Source organism: Lutibacter citreus (assembly GCF_003260195.1).
GTDB lineage: Bacteria > Bacteroidota > Bacteroidia > Flavobacteriales > Flavobacteriaceae > Lutibacter > Lutibacter citreus.
Genome location: NZ_QEIH01000001.1, coordinates 334,795 through 356,959, shown reverse-complemented (window position 1 = coordinate 356,959; position 22,165 = coordinate 334,795). Strand labels below are relative to the sequence as shown.

Below are 22,165 nucleotides of genomic sequence, written 5' to 3'. Positions count from 1 at the left end.
ATATGTTTAAATTTGAAAAAATAGATAGATTGGGGATTATCACACTAGATAAATCCCCTGCTAACAGTTACGACATTCACTTTTTCAATGAATTTGAAACAATTTTAAATTCCATTGAAAACGACAAGGACATTTCAGTTGTACTTTTAAAAAGTGGCATTCCAAAATTTTTCTGTGCAGGAGCTGATATTAAAGTATTTGCGAGCAATACTGTGGAGCAAAATAACCAAATGGTTGCTATGGCTAATAAAACTGCCAAATTGATTAGTTCAAGCTCAAAAATTTATGTTGCTTTTTTAAACGGCCATACGTTAGGTGGTGGATTAGAATTGGCTTGTGCTTGCGATATTCGTTTGGCTTCAAACAAAAAATTCTTGATTGGATTACCTGAAGTTAAACTTGGTTTAATGCCAGGAAATGGAGGTATTCCAAGATTGGTAAACGCTGTTGGTCATTCTTATGCTTTTGAAATGGTTGTATCGGGTAATCCAATAAATTCTGAAGAAGCCTTTAGAATTGGATTAGCTCATAAATTATACAACGAAGAAACAGCTGAAGAAGAAGCTTTAGCATATGTTAAAAACTTATCCCAAGGTCCTAAAATAGCTATGGCAACAGTTAAGAAAACTTTTGCATTAGGAGTTGGAAAAAGCACCCAAGATTTCTTAAAATTAGAAACTGAAATGGTTGACACACTTTACGATACCTTCGATGCTAAAGAAGGATTTCAATCATTTGTAGAAAAACGAACACCAAAATTTGAATAAACACTATAAATTTAAATTCCATAGTTTTAAATAAAACAATTGTCATTCCTGCATAGGCAGGAATCTATGAAAGTAAAAATAGATTTCTCTAAAAACAGGAATGACAATATTTATGGCTAAGTTTATAAAACCAAAATAACCGTTATAAAATTGTAGGGTTTAACCTTTAATTTTATAATAAAAACATAACCAAATATGAATTCAACAAATATAAAACACTATTCCTGCTATATAAACGGAGAATGGCTAGATGATAAAACAAGAGAAACTATTGAAGTAGAAAATCCAGCTAACAATGAAGTTTATGCTACGGTTACCGCTTGTACAAAAGACGATGTTCAATACGCATTAGAAAGTTCAGAAAAAGCACAAATAGGTTGGGCATTAACTCCTGCAAACACAAGAGCACAACATATTATTGAAATTGCTAACAAATTAAAAGCAGAACGTGAACATTTCGCAAAGCTTTTAGTTATGGAGCAAGGAAAAACATATCCTGAAGCTTTGGGAGAAGTTGACGATACTATTACATATATGACCTATTCGGCAGAATCTGCTCGTAGAATACAAGGTGCTATATTCCCTGCTGAACAAGCAAACAAAAGACTTTCAATTTACAAAGTGCCTTATGGTGTAACTGTTGGCTTATGTGCTTTTAATTATCCTCTAGCATTAATTGGAAGAAAAGTTGGACCAGCACTAGCTACTGGAAACACAATGATAATTAAACCACACGAATTAACGCCTACAACAGCTTCAGAATTTTGTCGTTTAGTTGATGAATCTAGCTTGCCAAAAGGAGTGATAAATATGGTTTCAACTAAAAATGCAGAAGCTGCATCGCTATTAGTTGAAAGTCCTATTACTAAATTAATTTCACTAACTGGAAGTACACGAGCTGGTAGAGCAATGTACAGAGCTGCTGCTGATAACATTACTGGATTAATTTTAGAATTAGGAGGAAAAGCGCCTTTTATTGTATGTAAAGATGCAGATATTGATAAAGCTGTTGAAGCTGCCGTAATTTCAAGATATGCAAACTGTGGACAAGTTTGTATTTGTAACGAAATGGTATTTGTTGATGAAAAAATTGCAGATGAATTTACAGAAAAAGTTGTAAAAAGAACGCAACAAATTAAAGTTGGAGATCCTTTTGCTGAAGGTGTACATATGGGACCTAACGTAAGCAAATTTGGTTTAGACCGTGTTAATAAATTAGTTCAAGAAAATGTAAATAAAGGTGCAGAATTGTTATTAGGTGGAGATATACCTGATGGTGAGTATTTTGAAAAAGGAAACTGGTATGCTCCTACTATTTTAGGAAATGTAAAAGGTGATGATCCAACTATTAGTGAAGAATTATTTGCTCCTGTAATGCCTATTGTAAAAGTAGGTGGTTTTGATGAGGCTATTGCATTAGCTAATAATAGAGAGGAAGGTCTTTCGGCATATTTATATACAAATGATTATAGATTACACCAAAAAGCTATTGATACCTTAGAAGTTGGTACAATTTTCATCAATCAACAAATTATTGGTAATATTCAAGGGTATCATTCAGGTCATAAAACATCTGGTAATGCAGGTGAAGATGGTGTATTTGGTATTGATCACTACTTACAAAAAAGAACTATTTATTTAAACTACGAATAAACCAATAGTATGGGAATAGGAATATTTTGGGTATTACTAGCTGCAATAATGCTGGGTTTTTATGCCTTTCCAAGTAAGTTTGTAAAAAATTACGAACTTGAAAATTTATGGGGTGTTTTTTGGGTACTAGCAATGTTTATTGTTCCAATTATTTCAACGGTAGTATTGGTTGATAATTTGAGCGAAACTTATGAGCAAGTATCCAATTCAATTTTCTTATCCATTTTCCTTTTAAGTATTTTATGGGGAATTGGTAATTTGTTATGGGGAATTAGCATTTCAAAAATTGGAATGGCTTTAGGTTTTTCTTTACTTATTGGAGTTTCAACTTTAGCAGGTTCTATTCTTCCATTTTTTATGGGAGGTGCAGATAAATTATCTACTCCTGGTGGTATGGTTATTCTTGGTGGAATCTTTATCATAATGCTTGGAATTATAGCGAACGGTAAAGCTGGTTTACTTCGAGAGAAAAATGAGAACGCAGATAGTGAAAAAGTAGCCTCTAACAATAATACTATGAGAAATGGTATTATACTTTGTATTATTGGAGGTATTTCGGCAGCAGGTTTTAACTTAGCTTACCACGTTGCAGATAATATTGGACATATTGGTCAAATATCACAAGAACAATTCGGAAATCCACCTTGGATTGCTCGATTAGCTGTTATGCTTCCTTCTTTTATTGGAAGTGGAATTGCAATTATGGTTTATTTTATCATTCAACTTACTAAAAATAAAAGTTGGGGAAACTTCAGTCATAAAAATAGTCCAAAAAACATCTTTTACCTTTTAATTATGGCAGTGGTTTATTGTGCGTCCTTAATTATATACGGTTTAGGTGCTTATGAATTGGGTCCTTTAGGAACTTCTGTTGGATTTGCAATATTTCAAACAGGTTGTATTATGGTTGCTAATATTTTAGGCTTTTTTACTGGTGAATGGAATAAAGCAGGTGATTTAAGTAAGAAATGGTTATTTAGTGGATTATCAATTATGACAATTGGAATTATTATTGTTGCCTATGGAAACTCTATTGTTTAGCTTCAATTAAAAATTATAAAAAGAAGTATTTAAAGAGTCGTCATTCTGAATTTATTTCAGAATCACAGGCTATTTTTCGTCAATTCTAATGAGAACCTGGATCAAGTTCAGGTTGACGAATAGCCACTTTTAAATACTTCTTTTTTTATTAAATCTCATTAAAAAACAGCAGCGTATCTTTTATATGCTCTTCCCAATAGCACCACTCGTGCTTTCCTTTAAATTCTTCATAAACGTGGTCAATATTAGAATTCTTTAATTTTTTGTGTAATTCTCTATTGTATTCAATTAATAAATCATCCTTTCCACAATCAAATCTAAAAGGTGGCAAATTGTTTTTATTCTGAAGCATTAACTCAAAAACATCTTCATTTATTGAGTTTTCTTGCTTATAATTATCTTCATTTTCTTCAACAAATAAATGCATTTGATTTTTGTTTGTAATTGAAGAATGTCCGGATAAACCTTTATACTTTGTTGGATATTTTGCACCCAATCTTAATGCTCCATAACCTCCCATTGAAAGACCCGTAATAAATAAATCTGAAGCCAAACTTACACATTCAATATTTTCAATTAAGGCATCAATAACATCATTTACAATCCAATCTTCAAAGTTATTGTTATTGTGTGGTAAATAAGCGGAACCATCTCCCCACAATCCATCAGAAGGCATTGCCAATACCATTGGCTTGATTAAACCCTGTTCCATCATTTTTAAAGCCGTAAAATGTACTCCTGCTTTATGAGCCCATATCCAAGCACTTCCATAAACACCATGTAACAAGGTTACGATAGGAATATCTTTTAAATCTCTTATTGGAGGAACAAAAATACATATATCTCCTCTTCCATTTAAATTGGGAGTTTTTACAGTAATAAATCTTAAATTATTACTTTCAAACTCTGGATTTGATATTTCTGTAGTTTTAAATTTTGAATTCATGAACAGTTAATTTACTATTAAAGCATTGTTTATGGCTTTAAAATCACCCGATGTTGTTTTCAAATTTATGGTCCCTTTTTTAGTAGATTGAACATAGATTACAGCTTGACCATTAAATAATTTTCGCTCAGGTTTTGAAAGATTTTGCACATTGGTAGGATCTCCATTTCCTGATGCTAAAAACTCTGCAGCACCACTAACTTCAATTTTCATGTTTTTACTATAATGCGGACATAAATTTCCATCCTTATCTACAATTGAGACAACATAAACACCTACTTCTCCTGATTTTATTGAACTTAACTCTGCTTCAATTTTAATTGCATGTGGAGCACCTGCTGTAACTCTTATTATTTCACCTACTTTCTTATTTTTCTTATTATAAGCAATAACTTTTATTTCACCAGGTTCATAAACAACATGTTCCCAAACCATTGAATATGCTTTTAATTGAGCCATGGTTGTACCTCCAGATGTTTCTTTTTCAATTGTACTTGCTAAAAACTCAGGCACTTCAGGTTTTTCTTTAGTTTTAACACCATAACTTTTACCATTTACAAATAATTCAGCTTTTTCATAAGTTGTGTAACAAACTACTGGAATTTCTTTTACGTTTAAGTTTGGCCAAGTCCAATGAGGGTAAACATGCAACACATCTAAATTATCATTCCACTCTCCTTGGTATAAATAAAATTTATCTTTTTCCAATCCTACTATATCAACAGGAGCAAAATATGAACTTCTAGATTTTGCTGTATGATAAGGTGAAGGCTCTCCTAAATAGTCATAACCAGTCCAAACAAATTCACCATATACAAAATCATTGTACTCTTGAGACGCAAATTCTTTATAAGGAGAATAACCCCAAGGAACGTTTGTGTTTTCATAATTTCCAGGCTGACCATCTTTATATAATTCTGTTTTTAGTGAAGCGCCTCTTTTATTTTGAGCAGTTTCAAAATTAACAGGAAATTTATATGAATTTCTAGTACTTAAAGATCCTCCTGTTTCACTAGCAAAAAATTTTAAATTTGGATATGCCTCTCTAATTTTATGATAAACTCCTGGCTTATAATTAAATCCTGCAACATCAACTGTTAAAGCTAATCCATTTTTTAAGCTTCCACCAACATTATTAAACCCTGCCGTTGTTGCTCTTGTAGTGTCTAAACTTTTTACAATGTCATTTAAATATTTAGCAACTTCTCCTCCATCTGCTTGGTATTGTTCCATAATTTCATTCCCAATACTCCACATCATTATACTTGGATGATTTCTATCTCGCAAAATCATATCAGTTAAATCTTTCTTTGACCATAAATCGAAATGCTTAGAGTATCCGTTTAAAACTTTTCCTTTTTTCCACTCATCAAAAGCCTCATCAATTGCTAAAATTCCCATTTCATCACAAATATCTAATGCCTCTGGAGCTGGTGGGTTATGAGAAAAACGAATTGAATTCACGCCCATTTCTTTCATTTTTTTCATTTGACGGACAAATAATTCTTTATGAAATGCCGCTCCAACCGGTCCAAAATCATGATGCATATTCACCCCTTTAAATCTTATTTTTTCATCATTTAAATAAAATCCATTTGTTTCAAATCGTATTTTTCTAATTCCAAATGAAGTTGTATAAGAATTAATTTCTTTTCCTTCTTTTAAAATTGTTGTTTTTAACTTGTATAAATATGGCGTTTTTAATCCCCATAATTTTGGTTTTTTAACTGTGAAATTTTCAGCTATTTTCTGTTCACCTTTTAAGTTGATTTCTTGAACTTTTTTAGCTAAAGAAACTCCTTCAGCACTAAATATTTCATTTTCAACGGTACAATTCCCTTCTCCTAATATTTCTACGTCTAAATTAACTTGAGCGCTTTTTTTAGTTATTACAGGTGTTGTAACAAATGTTCCCCAAGTTTTTACATGTGTTTTGTTTGTTTTTAAAACCGATACTTTTCTGTACAAACCAGCTCCAGGATACCAACGTGATTGACTATTAAAATTTTCTAGTCTAACTGCAATTGAATTATCTCCAGATTTTAAATATTTTGTAATATCAAAATAGAATGAAATATATCCAAAAGGTCTTTCTCCAACATAATTCCCATTAACATAAACCTTGGCATTGCTCATTGCTCCGTCAAAAAGCAATTGTACTTTTTGTTCTAAATCTCTAGATGAAACATTTAATTTAGTTCTGTACCAACCAATACCCACATATGGTAAAGCACCAGTTCTACCAGTTCTGTATTTTGGTTGAGTTTCACCATCTTGCACCACCATAGTCAACTGAATATCATGTGTGAAATTGAAATCTTCTTTTATAGCCCAATCGTGAGGAACGGTAACAGACTCCCAATCGTAATCATTAAAATCCTCTTTAAAAGCACTTCCATAATCATAATTAGTAAATTTCCAATTTTTTAACAACTCTGTTTCTTGAGCTGAAATTTTAAGACAAGTAATAACTACTAACAGACAAATTATACGTTTCATATTATATTTTACTTTTTATTTATTCAAATACTATTACACCTTTTGCATTTTTACCCGAAAGCATATCATTAAATGCTTGTTGTAATTTTTCTAATGGATAGGTTCTTGTTATCATTTCATCTAACATAATTTCACCATTTTTATAATAATCTAATATTTTTGGAAAATCAGTTTGCGGGTTACATTTTCCATACAACGGATTTATGTAAATTTTATCCCATTCAAAAAGTGCCATATCAATTAAAACTTTTTGTTCTATTCCACTTACCTGAACTGCAGTCCCTGCATTTCTAACCATTGCTAAAGGAGCGACTCCTAATTCAGGAATTGCAGTACATTCAAAAGCATAATCTGCACCTCTTCCATTGGTCATTTCTTTGACTTTTTCAGCTGCGTTTAACAATCCCTCGTCTTCTTTATCTGCTAAAATTGTATGAGTTGCTCCAAATTCAACAGCCATATCTAATCGTGTTTGATTGATATCAATTGCAATAATTTTTTTGGCTTTTGAAACTTTTATTCCTTGAATAACATTTAACCCTACTCCTCCTGTACCAATAACAACAGCGGATGAACCTTCAGTTACTTTTGCTGTATTCACTGCAGAACCAAAACCTGTCATAACACCGCAACTAACAATACTTGCTGCACTAAATGACATATCTTTAATTGGATTTTTAACAACTGCAGATTCTTTCACTAATGTATATTCTGAAATAGTACCAATATTAAATGAACGCTCAATAGTATTTCCGTTCCAAGTAGTCCCTTCAATATGTGCGTGCCCATCTGTATAACCATTTCCTCCAGCAACTACTGGTGAATTATTCTCACAAATATGTTCGTTTTCATGTTCACATTGAAAACAAGTTCCACAAGGTGTAGCCCAATTTAAAATAACAGCATCACCTACCTTTACACTTTTAACTTCTGAACCAATTGCAGTTACAATACCAGCACCTTCGTGCCCCATCACAATTGGTTTTCCCCAATTTAAAGAATCGTGGTCTGTATGACATAATCCTGCTGCTTTCACCTGAACTAAAACCTCATCTTTATTTGGATTTTGTACTATAATTGTATCAATAGTAAAATTACCGTCTCCAGTTGCAATTGCAGCTTTACATTTTATACTCATTTTTATTTTTTTAGTAGTCGTTTTTTTAATCTTTTAAGAAACTAGTAGGTTTAAAAGGGATTTTAGTATCCTTTAATTTCCCTTTATCAAGTTGCTGTTTTCCCTTTATAAAACGTGTTCCAAGAACATAAGCTTTTCCATTATTAACTGCATCTACAGCTAATAATTCATCATCCTTAAAATACCAAACAGATTGGCATTTTTCATTTTCTTCTTCAACGCGTTGTATAACTTCATTATAACCTTGTGACAAACCAACCATTTGTAATTTAACATCATATTGATCGGACCAAAACCAAGGAATTGCATTGTAAACAACTTCATTTCCACAAATAGCAGATGCTGCTACTTTTGCTTGATCAACGGCATTTTGTACCGATTCTAATCGAATAAAACGATTGTAATGTGGATTAAAATGATAGGTACAATCGCCAATTGCATAAATATCAACATCACTTGTTTTTGCGGTTTCGTCTACTTTAATACCGTTCTCAATTTCTAAACCTGCTTTTGTAGCTAATTCAGTATTCACTTTAATCCCAACTCCTACTACTATTAAATCTGCAAAATACGATGTATTATCATCACAAAAAACTTCATTAATACCCTTAACAGTTTTAATTTCAATAACGTTTTTATTGGTTAATAAATCAACATTATTTTCTTTATGTAATTTATTGAAAAAAAATGACATTTCCGGAGCCGTTACACGTTCTAAAACACGTTCTTCTCTTTCTAAAACTACTACATTAGCACCTGTTTTTTTTAATGAAGCTGCAGTCTCCAACCCAATATAACCACCTCCAATAATTACAACTCGTTTCTTTTCAGAATTCTTCATTGCATTTTGAATATTAACCGTATCGGCAAATGTTCTCATTGGAAACAAATTATTAGCAGTTTTTATCCCGTTAATTGGAGGAATAAATGGACGTGCTCCAGTTGCAATAACCAATTTATCATAAGATTGCTTACTCTTATCAGACAAAACAATATATTTTGATTCTTTATCTATTGAAACAACTGATTTTCCTAAATTCAATATTATATTTTCTGAAGCATAATTTTGCTCAGGAAATAACAAATCTAATTGTGTATTATCTTCAGCCGATAAATAAGCTTTTGACAAGGGAGGTCTGTGATAAGGAATTTCCGGGTCACTATCAAATAATATAATTGCCCCTTCCCAACCTTCTCTTCTTAATGTAAACGCAAAATTCACTCCCGCGTGGCTTGCTCCAATTACTACACAAGTTTTATTTAATGAACTAGAATCAGACATTTTTAGTTTGCTACTTTTAAAACAATTCCGTCTAAATCTTCACTTATTTTCATTTGACAAGATAAACGACTATAATCACTTACTTTTTCGTCAAACTCTAACATATCACTTTCCATTGAATTTGGAGCACCTACTTTATCCCAATCAGAAGGTTCAACGTGAACGTGACAAGTTGCACAAGAACATACTCCTCCACAATTACCATCAATACCTTTAATTTTATTTTGAACTGCCAATTCCATTACATTTCCTGAATTTCCTTCTACAGTTATTGTTTCATTACTTTGAGTTACAAATGTTATTTTAGCCATTTTATTTTTGATTTTTTTAGTTCTATTTTTATTCTTTTAGTTTAGTTGTATGCGTAATTCTAGTTAAATTTTACGTTAATGTTATCAAAACCTACTTTTCTTTTAAATTCACCTAGCGTTTCAATGTTTTCTTTAGCATCTATAATTTCTATGGATGATACCTTTTCAATTAAAGTATGAATTAAAACTTTTAATATTTGACGTGCATGCGTTGCTCCTAAACAATTGTGAGTACCAAACCCAAAAGCAACATGAGGATTCATTTTTCTATCAATTACTACTTCATTTGGATTTTCAAAAACATTTGCATCTCTATTTGCTGAAGCCCAGTTCAATGAAATTCTAGTATCAGCTTTTACAGCATGCTCACAAACTTGAGTATCTTCAGTTGCAACACGCCCCATTTGAGTTAATGGAGAAAAATAGCGTATCAATTCTTCAATTGCAAAATTGATTAATTCAGGTTCTTTTTTAAGTCTTTCTAAAGATTTAGGATGTTCAGAAAAATAAGCAATTGAATTGGTTACTGCATTAATTACAGTATCTCTACCTCCAGCAAAAGTTAAAATTACAACTCCTTTAATTTCTTCTTTAGTCAACTTTTTACCATTAACCTCTGCAGCCAATAATTTTGAATAAAAATCTTCTCCAGGGTTTTTTATGCTATTTTCAATTTGTGCATCAATATAATCGTACAAAATATTAGCTTTAGATGCATCTAAGGCAGATTCTTCACTTCTAAAAACGTGAGTTCCCCAAGAAATCCAAGTTTCAGATTCAGAAAAAGACACGTTAAATAATAATGTTAAAGCGCGCGATTGCAATACTAGAGAAAACTCTTTAATAACCTCAACACTATCTTTTGTTATGGCTTCTTCAACCAAAGCACCAATTTGCTTTTCTAATTGAGCAGTATATGCTTCCTCTAATGGTCGCTTAAACCACTGTTCAACAACGGCTCTATATTCTCCGTGCATTGGAGGATCAACTTCAAAAGGAATTTGACGTATGTCTCTAATATTTACTTCTGAAGGAATAACAATTCTACCTGGTTCTGCTCCAGATTGAAATGTTTTGTGATTATGTGCGCATCTTCTTACATCTTTATGACGCAACGCCATTACTACTGGATCATTTTGATCGTCCATTTCTCCAAAACCTTTTTCCAATCTCGCTTTTTCAAATGGATCAGGAATATTGCTATTCTTCATATATTTTAACTTTATAATTAGTAGAACTTTATTGTTTTTCAAAAATGAAAAATCTAAGTGAAAAAATTATAATGTTTCTTAGCTAAAAAGGTGCTTATCTTGACCTTGATATGAATTTAACAGTATATTTATGTCAAAATAAGTAATAAAGACTAAATCATCTTTAATGTTTTACATACATTTTTTTTGCTCTGTAAACACATTGAGTGTTTTTACAAGTATCGCATATATAACCAAGATATTTAACATCTTTCCCTATACCAACAATTCCACTAACTGATTTTACAGGGCTCATTAATGAAGATTCACTTAAACTAACATTACAAAATTTGTTAGGGAAAAATGAAAAAAGTTTTTGTTGATCTACTACCAACCAATCACAATAACCAGGACTATATCTATTTGTTATAGTTAAATTGTTTAGGCTTGCCATTGTTTTTAGTTTTTCATAAATAATATCCATGGCTCCTTCAACAAGCATTGATCCTGTTGAATCAACTACATAACTCATTACAAAATCGCCTTCATCTTTATATTTATGACTCCATTTTTCAACTTCATAACCTGCTGTACAAGTAAACAGTGCCGCAAATTCTGCTTTTCTTAAAAAGGAAGTAATCATTCTTCCTGTATTAAATTTTTTAGTTTCAATTTCAACAAAACCTTCTTTTGCCGAAAAATCTGTTACAGGTTTAATTGTAAATCCACCTTCAATATTTTTATTGTCTGTTAACAATTCAATAGCAGTATCAATCATACTATTAAATGGTTCATCAGGAACTGGACCTAAACCCATAAATGATGAAATCTCCTCTTTTTCCAGGGCTATTTCTGAAAAATCTATTTTATATGAATATATACCTTTCACTATTTTTTATTTTGATTTTTGAAATAACGCTCTTAATGTTTTCAAACTCATTTTTTCTCCAAAAGCAATTATTTCACAACTACCTGTGTAATTTTCAAGTGAAATAATTTCAAATTGATTATATGTTAAATGAAATAATTTAAACTTGTTATTTGCTACTCTTACAAAGCCTTTTGCCCGAATACTTATGTTACTCAACTCTTTTAAAAAGGCTTTTAAATTTTCTTCTGAAATAATATCTGTAGTTCTATAAACTGCCGTTTTTATTTCTTCTGGTCTTGTATCTTCAGTGGTTAATGTTGGAATTTCATTTACTTTATTTAATTCAACAGTTTTAATATTGCAAAATTGTTGTTTTTCAATTTCAGCAAACGGGTTTATTTCTTGTATTTTTTCAACAACCTTTTTTATTTGATTGTCATCAACCAAATCTATTTTGTTTAAAATAATTTTATCTGCAACTCTAACCTGATGTTTGGCACGTTGTACAAACAAGGCACTTTTATTAAAGTTTAAAGCATCTACCACACACCATGCTCCAGCATAACGAACTTTACTACTTATCTCTTCTTTATTTAATAATTCACATATTGAAATTGGATCAGAAATTCCTGAAGCTTCCAAATAAATAATTTCAGGATTGTATTGTTCTATTAATGTTGAAATAGTTTCAATAAAATTACTTAACAAACACACACAAAACACCGAACCATTGTTTATTTCAACAAGTTTAAAATTATCTTTGGAAAGTTTTAATTCTTTACCATCTACTCCAGATGGTGCAAACTCATTTTGTATAACTGCAATTCTTTTTCCTTTATGTAAAGAAAGTAAATTTTTAAGCAGGGTAGTTTTACCACTGCCTAAAAATCCACTAATAAGAATTAAATCTGTCATTAAATATTTTAAATTATTTTAAAAAAACGTCTCCCTGAACTTGATTCAGGGTCGCATCCTCATTGGTTATCTTTATGAGGAGATGCTGAAATAAGTTCACCATGACAGATTAAATAATACTATAAATTAACACCAATTTTAGTATCTAAATGCTTTTGTATACGTTTTACCAATTCCATTTTTGGAGGAATAATTGAAATAAATTCAATATTACCATCAATACAAATTGTTGGTAAGTTTCTAACGCCTAAACTCAACATCATTTGAATACCTTCTTCTTTTTTAATCTTATGCTCTATGTATTCAATATTATCGGCTCCTATTTCTTTTACAGCCAATTCAACAGCTTGCATCATATATTGGCAAGGCGCACAACCTTCAGAATCTAAAGTAATTACATCTATTTTTACTTTATCGTTTGTAAAGTAATTTTCTAAATCTAATAACTGAACATCTTTAGCTGTTTGTCCTTTTGTTCTTAAAACATCTTGTTGATATTCATCGTGAATAATTTCAGCTATTGCTTCTAAATTTTCAGGAGGAGTTGCCATTGGTAAATCGCAACCAGGAGCTAAAATAAATCCTTTTTTACCACCAATATCCATACATTCTATTGCTTCAAACTTACAATCTTCTGGAGTTCCAATTAGTAAAACCGAAGTTAACTTCATATTTCCACCAAAGCTAATTTCATATTTATCACATTGTTCTTTTAAGAAATCTAACGGAATATTTTCATCAATTGAAATATTGTCTGGCTCACATTTACACATTTCTTCAATGTTTTGTGTCGCATTTCCACATACAAAGAAAGAACTTAACGCTCCACACTCTCTAATATGACTAAAAACCTCTTTACAATAAGGGGAAACAAACATTTCGAAAGACATTGGGTCTATTTGGCTTACCATAGGATCTACCACCGCAACTACATCACAACCAGCTTCAATATAATAATCAGACATTGCTTTACCAACCTTGGTACAATAATCCATTACTTTACCAACGTACTCTGGGTCTTCAAATAATTTCATAAAAATATCTGTTCCCATTAAGTGTAATGCCAATGTAAACGGTCCTGTAATTAAACCATACAATGCAATATCTGGATGTGCTTCTTTTATTTTTGTAGCGGCATTCATTACCGTTGCAATTCTTCCTTTACAACGACAAGGAATTTTTAAATCTTCCAATTTTAAACTTCCATCAGCTAATGGATGAGAAACTACAGCCGGAGGATTATCATCTGACCATTTTAAATCACAACCTAAAACTTCTGCTTCAATTTGCAAATCAAATGTAACAGGAATTCCATCTGGATTGTATTTTTTAATCGCTTCTTCAGCGCCATCAATAATGTTTTGTTCAGATTTAAAATAGTCGGTAGCATTTAAACCTAACAAATGTCCTGCATGCGCACCAACAAATGGTACCCAAGGCACACGTTCCACTTCTTTACGATTCATTGCTGCTTTTACTAATTCTAATCCTGTCATTATGCCGATATTTTAAGATTATTCATATACTCAACAACACCTTGCGGATCTGCTGAAAAATTATCCGCTCCAATTTTATCACAAAAATCTTGTGTAATTGGCGCACCACCAATAGTAACTTTTTGATTTGGATGCACAGCTTTTATTTCTTTAACTATATTTTCCATACTAGCCATTGTTGTAGTTAACAATGAAGAAAGTCCAATAATTGCATCTGGAAATTCATTAATAGTATCAATGAATTTTTTAGCAGGAACATCTGTTCCTAAATCAATTACTTCGTAACCATTTCCTTCAACAATCATAGAAACCAGGTTTTTACCAATATCATGTAAATCCCCCGCAACAGTACCTATAATAAATACTCCTTTTTTATCCGCATTTCCTAATGCAAACAATGGTTTTAAATGTTCCATTGCTGTATTCATTGCTTTTGCCGACATTAAAACTTGAGGAACAAAAACTTTGTTTTCTCTAAATTTAACACCTACTTTTTCCATACCTATAATTAAACCTTTAGCTAAAACATCACCAGCTGAAGCTCCTTGTTCTAATGCTTGAATAGTATATTCATCTGCTCCATCTTGATCTTTCATATTTGGTGGATATGGTGAAACTTTATTAATTTTACCAAACTCTACACAAGTCGAAATTTTATTAAATAATTCTTCCATTACGCTAGTTCTTTTTCTTTTAGTTGCGCATGTGCAACCTCAATAAATGTTAATATATTTTCTAATGTAGTATCGCTTTCAACGGAGTGTGAAGGTGAAAAAATATATCCTCCTTTTTTACCCATTTCAATTAATGCTAATGATTCTTCTCTCACTTCTTCAGGTGTTCCAAAAGGCAATGTTTTTTGCATTGATAAACCTCCGTGGAAACATAATTTCCCTAAATAATCATTATGAATTTGGTGTACATCCATTACTTCTGGTTGGAAAGGATTGAAACAATTTAAACCTGCATCAACTAATGCTGGAAATAATTCGTCTACATCACCACAAGAATGAATCATTACATATTTTCCTGCATCCTTAACTCTTTTGTACATTCTTTTAATTTGTGGCAACATAAATTCGTTCCATAAATCAGCTCCCATAATTAAACCGTGTTGTTGTCCCCAATCATCACCAAAATAAACAGCATCAATATCATATTCTAAAGCTTTATCTATTTGTGCAATATTGTAATCTCCTATTTTTTCGAATAAAGCGTGTACAAAATCTGGATACATATAAAAATCCATCAACAAATTTTCCATACCTCTCATTGCCCAAGCTCTTTCATATAAAGAAAACCCTATTTGAAATACTCTAAATAAATCTGGTTTCTTTTCAATTTCAGACTCAATATTTGCAAAAAAACGAGGATCGTGTGGATTTGGAAATTCCAAACCTTCAATAGTTGGTTCTTTAATTATATCTTCAATTGGCATTCCAATATCCTTATCAACACTTCTATCCCAAACTACACCAAAAACATCTTTAAAATGATCTTTTTTTACTTCATCAAAAAAACCAATATCGCTACCTAAGTTTAAAATATGATTTCCTAGAACAATATCTAAATCATCAGTTTTATAATACTCCTCAAGCATTTCTTTTGGCTCTTTCGTAAATTTAAAAGACCATGGTACATATGGTGGTTTTTCGTGATTTAAAACCGCTTTTATTATTTCTCTTTTAGTCATTATTATAGTAGATTTATATTCATAACAAATTTAATATCAAATATTTAGTGAATCCACCTTAATTTTAGCTATTTACTAACTTATTTTGATATGATTTTTATCATATTATTTATTTACAAGTTATTATTGATTATCTTTAAACTCTAAATTAATTAATTTGAAAGCACATTTTGAAAAAGTAACATCTTCCATTAAAAGTTCATTTAAAGCAAGTGTTTATGAAGATAAGAACTTTGATACCCCTTGGCATTTTCATCCTGAATATGAACTCACATTTATTGTAAAAGGTGAAGGAATACGATATGTTGGAAATAGTGTTGAAAAATTTGAGGCTGGAGATTTTGTTCTCCTAGGCTCAAACCTACCACATTGTTGGAAAGATTCTATTCAGAATAACGGAAATGTAAAATCATTAGTCTTTCAATGGAATGATGATATTTTAGGAGTAAATTGGATGGAAAAGAATGAATTTCAAAACATTAAAAGCCTATTAAAAACAGCTCTAAAAGGAATTAAATTTACAAGTAATAATCATTCAAAAATTCAGACACGGTTATCTAAAATAATGAATAAATCTCCGTTTGATAAGCTAATTAATTTTATTCAATTCTTAGAAGAATTAAGTAATGGGGAATTTGAAACGTTAACGACAACTGATTTTACACCTAGTTTAAATATTAAAGCAAACAACAGAATTGATAAAGTTTATGATTATCTTCAGGAGAATTATGATAAGAAAATAAAATTAAAAGATGTTTCAGCATTAGTTTCAATGGGAGATGAAGCATTTTGTAGATTCTTTAAAAAATCATTGAATAAATCATTTTTCACTTTTGTAAATGAATATAGAATAAACCTTGCTTGCAAAGAATTAATTGAAACCAACAAACAAGTAAGCCAAATAGCTTATGATTGTGGTTATGAAAGTTTACCGTTTTTTTATAGGCAATTTCAAAAATTTATGGATTGTTCTCCTTTGGTTTTTAAAAAAATGTATCTGAAAGTAAAGTCAACTTAAAAAAAATAATAATTCATTTTTTATCCAACTACTCCCTTTTTCAAAATTAATTTAGCAGTTTATTGTTTGTTGCTGATTTATAACTGGGTGAGATTAAGCTGTCTTTACGAACCAAATGCAATGGAGTAAAGCAATCTGTTAATTTATAACTATAACGAAATACAAGTACTTCTCATGAGATTACTTAGTAGCTAAGGCTTCTCACAATAACATACAATTCAATTATTTTAATATGCAATCCTTTAAACTAATTCCCAATAGTTTTTCAGAAATATTATTTAGGTCTTTTTCACTTCCAGAGAAATGATACACTCTATGAAAATGTTTTAACTTTTCATTTGGTTTCAATTCTACAAATGGAGAAGTTGTTTCCAGTTCATAAAAACTAGTTTTATCTGTTTTGGAATAATCCATTGTTCCGTTATTGTAAATTGGAATTACTTCCCCTTTATATGGTTCTTTTTGAATTGATACAGTAGAATTTGAAAAACTATTTGAAACTGTTTTTTTATATTGAATAATAGTTAATCGTTTCTTTCCTTTTGAATAACAACCATAAATTTCTGGGGCAATATTATTAGGTACTCCTATTTTGCTTCTGTACTTTCCATCTGCTTTAAATAATAACACATTTTTTAACACCTGAAGCCTATCACCTCTTAACTCTCCCAAATATTTATAAATAATATCCTTCGAAGAATTTTTAGCTAAAGGAATAATTACAACCATATCATTAGTTCCTTTATACATCCCTGCACTCCAAATACCCGCCAATCCAGTATTTTTCTCCCAAGGTTTATCTCCTACATTTATTAATTCATGAGAACTTTCAAATGCAACAAATTTTAAATTTTCAGGAAATTCTAATTGCAAATTTTTATTGATTTCAGTAGCCGATAATATTTTAATTGTGCGGTTAACTCTAATATTAAACCTTGTGTTTTTGAAGTTAGTTAGAGTAAATTCTTTTGTCATTTCAACTTTAGAAGTACTCGAATTTAACAACTCATATTTTTCATCACTTAAAGCCGAAGGAACTTTCCAATTATCTTCATTAAGTGGATTAATTTGTTGATAGTAAAATGAAAATTGACTTCCCAACGGTGTAATCCAAACTCTATCCTCTCCTCCAATACCTGCAATATTATTTTCAGCTAACGCTTCTCTATTAATCCACCCATTACTTTCTCCTGGCAAACCATTAAATGAGCTTGTCATTATTTTTCCCTGATATTCTGGAGTAATAAACAATCTTGATCTCCCCTTATTAGCTGTTAACTCAACAATAGTTGTTTGCCCTTTTATTAAGTTTAAATCTGATTGATATGTAACTTTACTAGAATTACATGAGATTAGTATAATTATAAAAACAAAGAAAAATGTATGTTTCATATTAATTCAATTTAACTAATTTAAAAGTATGAGTTTTAGGTATATTAGATTGATATACTTGTATATTTTGATGTGTTTTAGAATAATTAGCCAAATTCACCTTTTATTTTAATTGTTTTGAACTAAAAGTATCAATCTCAATAGCAGTAATAAACAATGTAAATTTTATTTTTTTATATCCGTAATTAGTAACAATATAGCATTACGTCATGCTGAACTTGTTTCAGCATCTCAATACTATTTTACATACAGCTACTTATTGAATGCCACCCTGAAACAAGTTTAGGGTAATGAACCTATAATGTAACATTGCGGGCAATTAATTTTCCTTTTAATAATTTTAAAAGTTCATTATTAATATTTATTCAATAAATTCCATTAAACCAAACATATTTGGTTGATGCACATCCTTTTCTTTAATATTTTCAACTGGAAATATTGTTGAAGTTACTCTGCGCTGTCCTTCAACTTCATTTCTACCTTGTCTCAATGCTAAAAATGCCCATTGGTTTCCAGCCTCAATAGGATAATGCCTATCAGCACCTAAAAAAGCTTCCTTAGGGATTACAAATTCCATTGTCCAACCTTTATCAATATCTGAATTATCGTTGACGGTACCATTTATTTGAACTCCAATTTTAACATTATTTGGATTATAACCTTTTACTGCAAGACCATTTCCTTGGTTAAAATCACTTACAAATACTAAATCATTTACTGCTTTGTTTAAATTAACTTCAAAACATATATGTGCATTTGAACTCTCTGGAGCAGGTGTTAAAAATATCTCTGCACAATCATCATAAAATGGCATTCCATCTCTTTCTGTTTCTCTTGCAGTTATAAACTTATCTTCACATTCATAAAACAAATATATGTGTTCATCATCCCACAACATTCTAAATTTTGTTTTTTGAACATCATCTGTTTTTTCATCATTATAGGTATATTCAAAAGAACGAGCTTCACTCTTATCCCAATCTTTTTCGTTCATTTTACCGTCAGCAATAATTTCACTTGAAGATTTATGAACCTTAAATATTGGTCTATCTTCTAATGAAAGTTTATACTCTTGTTTACAAGATATTGAAGAAGCTAAAACAGCCATAAACAAGCAAACGATAATCAAATTGTAACTCTTTTTTATTGAAACCATAAAACATTTATTTATAATAAAACAAAGTTACTATTTCGAATTTAACTCTACCCTATTTGAGGTTAATTTATCATTTGATGCACTAACTTTTATAAACCCAGATTTTTCTGTGGATTGAAGAATTATAATAGCCTTACCATTATGCGTAATAATTTTAGATGTTTTATGGGGTTGTATATTCATTTCCCATCCATTATCAACTCCTAAATTTTTAACTTCACCTTCAATATTAAATTCAATTTCTTGATCTTTATCAATAACCAAGTCTCCTTTTTCATTTATTAATTTTGCTATAATAATAGCCACATCATATCCATTAGCATTTAAAGTTGTTTTAGTTGATTCAATCTCAATTTTTGAAGCTTTATCAGTTGTATTTAAAATATACTCATCAACCTTTTTACCATTATTATAACCTATAACTTTTAACTCTCCTTTTGCATAAGGAACCTGCCATTTTATAATATTATCAGTTTCACTAAAATCGGAAAGTTTTTGCTTTCCTAATGAGGTTCCATTTAAAAATAACTCAGCTTCCTCACAATTTGTATATGTTTGAACAATAATCGGCTCATTCTCTGCATACTTCCATTTAGAATACGTTTTATACCATTCCCATTTTCGTAACATTTTCCATACTGGAGCTGGTGTAAATTGCATCTCAAATTTCCAACCATCTTTTTTAGTGAAAGAAAATTCAGATTCATTTGCAGGAGTTGTAACCATATAAACTTTAGGTTCTGGTTTCCAAAGGCATTCAAAAAAGTGACCACGAGAAGTTTTAAACCCAGCATAATCAAAAAATGAAATTTCCAATCCTTTTCTAGGCCATAAACCTGCTTCTCCCATATAAGCAAAACCTGTCCAAGCAAAAATCCCCGAAACAAAATCACGTTCTTTTACATTTTTCCATTCGCTATAAGCTCCCCAATTTTCAGTTCCTAAAATTTTTAAATCTGGATATGTTTTGTGAGCAATATCATATTCTGAAGCTCTATAATTAAACCCAAAAACATCCACAACTTTACCATAACCACTTACCATTCCTATTGAAGGCAACACACTTCCGCAGGTAATTGGGCGAGAAGTATCAACTTCTTTTGCCCACTTAACTAATTGTGTTGCTGTTGAAGTTAATTCATCTTCACCTCCAGCATTTTTATAAAAAATTTCTTTAATATCAGCCTCTTCATATGTTGGTACAAGTTCATAACCTTGAGCTCCTGATTTTTCATTAATTTCATTAAATGCTTTTGAATAATACGGAAACGTCCATTCAATTTCATTTCCAATACTCCACATAAATACAGATGGATGATTAAAATCTCTTTTAATTAAATCTTTTAAATCTCTTTCTGCCCACTCTTTAAAATAAACTGAATATGATTTTGCTATGGCTCCTTTTGCAGCATTATCTCCTAAATACACTTTACTTTTTGCTTTTGGCACGTGCCATTCATCAAAAGCCTCCGCCATTACAAGTACACCTTTTTCATCACAAACTTCCATTAACTCAACAGAATGAGGATTATGAGACATTCTAATAGCATTTACTCCAATAGATATTAATTTATCTATTCTATATTCCCAAACACCTTTTGGAACAGCAGAACCAACAGCTCCAGCATCGTGATGTAAATTAACACCCTTAATCTTTAGAGTTTCACCGTTTAATGAAAATCCTTTATTCGCATCAAACTTAAAAGTTCGTATTCCAAATTTTTCTGTAGTTACATCAACTAATTTTTCGTTTTGAAATACTTCAACCTTTAAAGAATATAAGTTTGGATTTTCTACTCCCCATAAATTTGGATTTTCAACTTTTATAATTGTCTTATTTAAAAGTGAATTATCTACTTCAGAATTTCCTTCACTAACTATTAATCCTTTTTCATCTAAAACAGTATATTTTAAGGTAATATTTTCAGAAGAAACACCTCTTTTATTTTCTAACTTTGAAGTAATAGCGACTTCTGCAGATTCTTTAGAAACTTTAGGAGTAGTAATTTCAACTCCCCATTGTGCAATATGCAATTTTGAAGTTTTTATTAACTGAACTTTTCTATAAATTCCTGAACCTGTGTACCAACGAGAATCAGCATATGCCGTTCTATCTACTTTAACCGCAACAACATTTTCCTTACCATTAAAATTTAAAAAATCTGTTAAATCATATGCAAAAGAACTATAACCATTAGGTCTTTCACCTAACAAGTGTCCGTTTATCCAAACTTTTGAATTGTTGTAAACTCCATCAAACAATATAGAAATATCTTTATTTTTATCTTCCGATGAAAGTGTAAATGATTTTCTGTACCAACCAATTCCTCCAGGAACAAAACCAGTACTTGCAGCGGTATTTTCTTGTTTATATCCTTCTTCTATACTCCAATCATGTGGAACATTTAATTTTCGCCATGAATTATCATTAAAATCTGTTTGAAATGCTTCACTCTCATCACCTAAATTAAATTTCCAATTGTAATTAAAATCTTTAACAACACGTGGGGTATCATCCAATTTGTTTGAACAAGATGTAAATAAAAATAAAGCAATAATTATACTAGTTAAAAATCTCATAATTTATTTTTTAATATTTTGAAGTAAGATAATTTAGAATAATTAATAACTCACTTTTATCACTATCAAAAGTATTAACCTAAAAACTAAAGGAAAGTAACATTTAACTTAAATTTTAGAACTATTGGTTTATTAGAATAATAAAGAGGCCATCTAAAAAATAATAAAATATTCATCAACCTGCAACTCCAACTTCGTTCAGTGAATAATTCAGAAT

The 22,165-nt window shown here is 30.6% G+C and carries 18 protein-coding genes; 4 read left to right on the top strand and 14 right to left on the bottom strand.

Going from position 1 to position 22,165, the window contains the following annotated elements; genetic code table 11:
* The first annotated feature begins 2 nt into the window (after nt 1–2).
* The 3 genes from DAD81_RS01350 to DAD81_RS01340 all read left to right on the top strand — a co-directional run bounded on the left by DAD81_RS01350 (nt 3) and on the right by DAD81_RS01340 (nt 3,461).
* Entirely contained in the window at nt 3–767 is a 765-nt protein-coding gene (locus DAD81_RS01350; protein ID WP_111706429.1) for an enoyl-CoA hydratase/isomerase family protein, read from the top strand.
* Between the two features lie 195 nt (nt 768–962).
* Complete coding sequence (locus DAD81_RS01345) at nt 963–2,420, top strand: aldehyde dehydrogenase family protein (RefSeq protein ID WP_111706428.1); 1,458 nt, start codon at nt 963–965, stop codon at nt 2,418–2,420.
* Between the two features lie 9 nt (nt 2,421–2,429).
* Nucleotides 2,430–3,461, top strand: a complete 1,032-nt coding sequence (locus tag DAD81_RS01340) for an L-rhamnose/proton symporter RhaT (protein WP_111706427.1) — start codon at nt 2,430–2,432, stop codon at nt 3,459–3,461.
* Between the two features lie 148 nt (nt 3,462–3,609).
* Here the strand turns inward: DAD81_RS01340 and DAD81_RS01335 are convergent, their stop codons facing one another.
* The 11 genes from DAD81_RS01335 to DAD81_RS01285 form a co-directional block, all read right to left on the bottom strand.
* Nucleotides 3,610–4,407, bottom strand: a complete 798-nt coding sequence (locus tag DAD81_RS01335) for an alpha/beta hydrolase (protein WP_111706426.1) — start codon at nt 4,405–4,407, stop codon at nt 3,610–3,612.
* Between the two features lie 6 nt (nt 4,408–4,413).
* Nucleotides 4,414–6,906: a glycoside hydrolase family 2 TIM barrel-domain containing protein gene (locus tag DAD81_RS01330; protein WP_111706425.1), complete on the bottom strand. Its 2,493-nt coding sequence runs from the start codon at nt 6,904–6,906 to the stop codon at nt 4,414–4,416.
* A gap of 19 nt (nt 6,907–6,925) precedes the next feature.
* Nucleotides 6,926–8,044, bottom strand: coding sequence for a Zn-dependent alcohol dehydrogenase (locus DAD81_RS01325; RefSeq protein ID WP_111706424.1), 1,119 nt, complete (start codon nt 8,042–8,044; stop codon nt 6,926–6,928).
* A 25-nt stretch (nt 8,045–8,069) separates the two neighbouring features.
* Entirely contained in the window at nt 8,070–9,326 is a 1,257-nt protein-coding gene (locus tag DAD81_RS01320; RefSeq protein WP_111706423.1) for an NAD(P)/FAD-dependent oxidoreductase, read from the bottom strand.
* 2 nt (nt 9,327–9,328) lie between these two features.
* The gene (locus DAD81_RS01315; protein WP_111706422.1) at nt 9,329–9,637 is read right to left on the bottom strand and encodes a 2Fe-2S iron-sulfur cluster-binding protein; all 309 of its coding nucleotides are present in this window, start codon (nt 9,635–9,637) and stop codon (nt 9,329–9,331) included.
* Between the two features lie 59 nt (nt 9,638–9,696).
* Entirely contained in the window at nt 9,697–10,848 is a 1,152-nt protein-coding gene (locus DAD81_RS01310; RefSeq protein ID WP_111706421.1) for a cytochrome P450, read from the bottom strand.
* 163 nt (nt 10,849–11,011) lie between these two features.
* Complete coding sequence (locus DAD81_RS01305) at nt 11,012–11,716, bottom strand: vitamin B12 dependent-methionine synthase activation domain-containing protein (RefSeq protein ID WP_111706420.1); 705 nt, start codon at nt 11,714–11,716, stop codon at nt 11,012–11,014.
* A gap of 6 nt (nt 11,717–11,722) precedes the next feature.
* A complete protein-coding gene (locus tag DAD81_RS01300) occupies nt 11,723–12,613 on the bottom strand; it encodes a CobW family GTP-binding protein (RefSeq protein ID WP_111706419.1) in 891 nt (296 codons plus the stop codon).
* Nucleotides 12,614–12,732: 119 nt separating this feature from the next.
* Nucleotides 12,733–14,109 carry a uroporphyrinogen decarboxylase family protein gene (locus tag DAD81_RS01295; RefSeq protein ID WP_111706418.1) on the bottom strand — a complete coding sequence of 459 codons (1,377 nt, stop codon included), beginning with the start codon at nt 14,107–14,109 and terminating at the stop codon, nt 12,733–12,735.
* Nucleotides 14,109–14,783, bottom strand: coding sequence for a cobalamin B12-binding domain-containing protein (locus tag DAD81_RS01290; protein ID WP_111706417.1), 675 nt, complete (start codon nt 14,781–14,783; stop codon nt 14,109–14,111). The genes DAD81_RS01295 and DAD81_RS01290 overlap by 1 nt, the downstream gene beginning before the upstream one ends.
* Complete coding sequence (locus DAD81_RS01285) at nt 14,783–15,802, bottom strand: uroporphyrinogen decarboxylase family protein (protein ID WP_111706416.1); 1,020 nt, start codon at nt 15,800–15,802, stop codon at nt 14,783–14,785. The genes DAD81_RS01290 and DAD81_RS01285 overlap by 1 nt, the downstream gene beginning before the upstream one ends.
* Nucleotides 15,803–15,959: 157 nt before the next feature.
* On the opposite strand from DAD81_RS01285, the gene DAD81_RS01280 reads away from it, so the two are divergent.
* Nucleotides 15,960–16,820: an AraC family transcriptional regulator gene (locus tag DAD81_RS01280; RefSeq protein ID WP_111706415.1), complete on the top strand. Its 861-nt coding sequence runs from the start codon at nt 15,960–15,962 to the stop codon at nt 16,818–16,820.
* A gap of 222 nt (nt 16,821–17,042) precedes the next feature.
* On the opposite strand, the gene DAD81_RS01275 is transcribed toward DAD81_RS01280, so the two are convergent.
* The 3 genes from DAD81_RS01275 to DAD81_RS01265 all read right to left on the bottom strand — a co-directional run bounded on the left by DAD81_RS01275 (nt 17,043) and on the right by DAD81_RS01265 (nt 21,948).
* Entirely contained in the window at nt 17,043–18,212 is a 1,170-nt protein-coding gene (locus DAD81_RS01275) for a DUF6786 family protein (protein ID WP_111706414.1), read from the bottom strand.
* A gap of 361 nt (nt 18,213–18,573) precedes the next feature.
* On the bottom strand, nt 18,574–19,368 hold the full coding sequence (locus DAD81_RS01270; RefSeq protein ID WP_111706413.1) for a carbohydrate-binding family 9-like protein: 795 nt from the start codon (nt 19,366–19,368) through the stop codon (nt 18,574–18,576).
* Nucleotides 19,369–19,398: 30 nt separating this feature from the next.
* A complete protein-coding gene (locus DAD81_RS01265; protein ID WP_111706412.1) occupies nt 19,399–21,948 on the bottom strand; it encodes a sugar-binding domain-containing protein in 2,550 nt (849 codons plus the stop codon).
* Nucleotides 21,949–22,165: the final 217 nt, after the last annotated feature.

What these genes read in the sequence shown, in the direction of transcription:
- DAD81_RS01350 (WP_111706429.1), top strand. Translation starts at nt 3, where the DNA reads ATGTTTAAATTTGAAAAAATAGATAGATTGGGGATTATCACACTAGAT.
- DAD81_RS01345 (WP_111706428.1), top strand. Translation starts at nt 963, where the DNA reads ATGAATTCAACAAATATAAAACACTATTCCTGCTATATAAACGGAGAA.
- DAD81_RS01340 (WP_111706427.1), top strand. Translation starts at nt 2,430, where the DNA reads ATGGGAATAGGAATATTTTGGGTATTACTAGCTGCAATAATGCTGGGT.
- DAD81_RS01335 (WP_111706426.1), bottom strand. Translation starts at nt 4,407, where the DNA reads ATGAATTCAAAATTTAAAACTACAGAAATATCAAATCCAGAGTTTGAA.
- DAD81_RS01330 (WP_111706425.1), bottom strand. Translation starts at nt 6,906, where the DNA reads ATGAAACGTATAATTTGTCTGTTAGTAGTTATTACTTGTCTTAAAATT.
- DAD81_RS01325 (WP_111706424.1), bottom strand. Translation starts at nt 8,044, where the DNA reads ATGAGTATAAAATGTAAAGCTGCAATTGCAACTGGAGACGGTAATTTT.
- DAD81_RS01320 (WP_111706423.1), bottom strand. Translation starts at nt 9,326, where the DNA reads ATGTCTGATTCTAGTTCATTAAATAAAACTTGTGTAGTAATTGGAGCA.
- DAD81_RS01315 (WP_111706422.1), bottom strand. Translation starts at nt 9,637, where the DNA reads ATGGCTAAAATAACATTTGTAACTCAAAGTAATGAAACAATAACTGTA.
- DAD81_RS01310 (WP_111706421.1), bottom strand. Translation starts at nt 10,848, where the DNA reads ATGAAGAATAGCAATATTCCTGATCCATTTGAAAAAGCGAGATTGGAA.
- DAD81_RS01300 (WP_111706419.1), bottom strand. Translation starts at nt 12,613, where the DNA reads ATGACAGATTTAATTCTTATTAGTGGATTTTTAGGCAGTGGTAAAACT.
- DAD81_RS01295 (WP_111706418.1), bottom strand. Translation starts at nt 14,109, where the DNA reads ATGACAGGATTAGAATTAGTAAAAGCAGCAATGAATCGTAAAGAAGTG.
- DAD81_RS01290 (WP_111706417.1), bottom strand. Translation starts at nt 14,783, where the DNA reads ATGGAAGAATTATTTAATAAAATTTCGACTTGTGTAGAGTTTGGTAAA.
- DAD81_RS01285 (WP_111706416.1), bottom strand. Translation starts at nt 15,802, where the DNA reads ATGACTAAAAGAGAAATAATAAAAGCGGTTTTAAATCACGAAAAACCA.
- DAD81_RS01275 (WP_111706414.1), bottom strand. Translation starts at nt 18,212, where the DNA reads ATGAAACATACATTTTTCTTTGTTTTTATAATTATACTAATCTCATGT.
- DAD81_RS01270 (WP_111706413.1), bottom strand. Translation starts at nt 19,368, where the DNA reads ATGGTTTCAATAAAAAAGAGTTACAATTTGATTATCGTTTGCTTGTTT.
- DAD81_RS01265 (WP_111706412.1), bottom strand. Translation starts at nt 21,948, where the DNA reads ATGAGATTTTTAACTAGTATAATTATTGCTTTATTTTTATTTACATCT.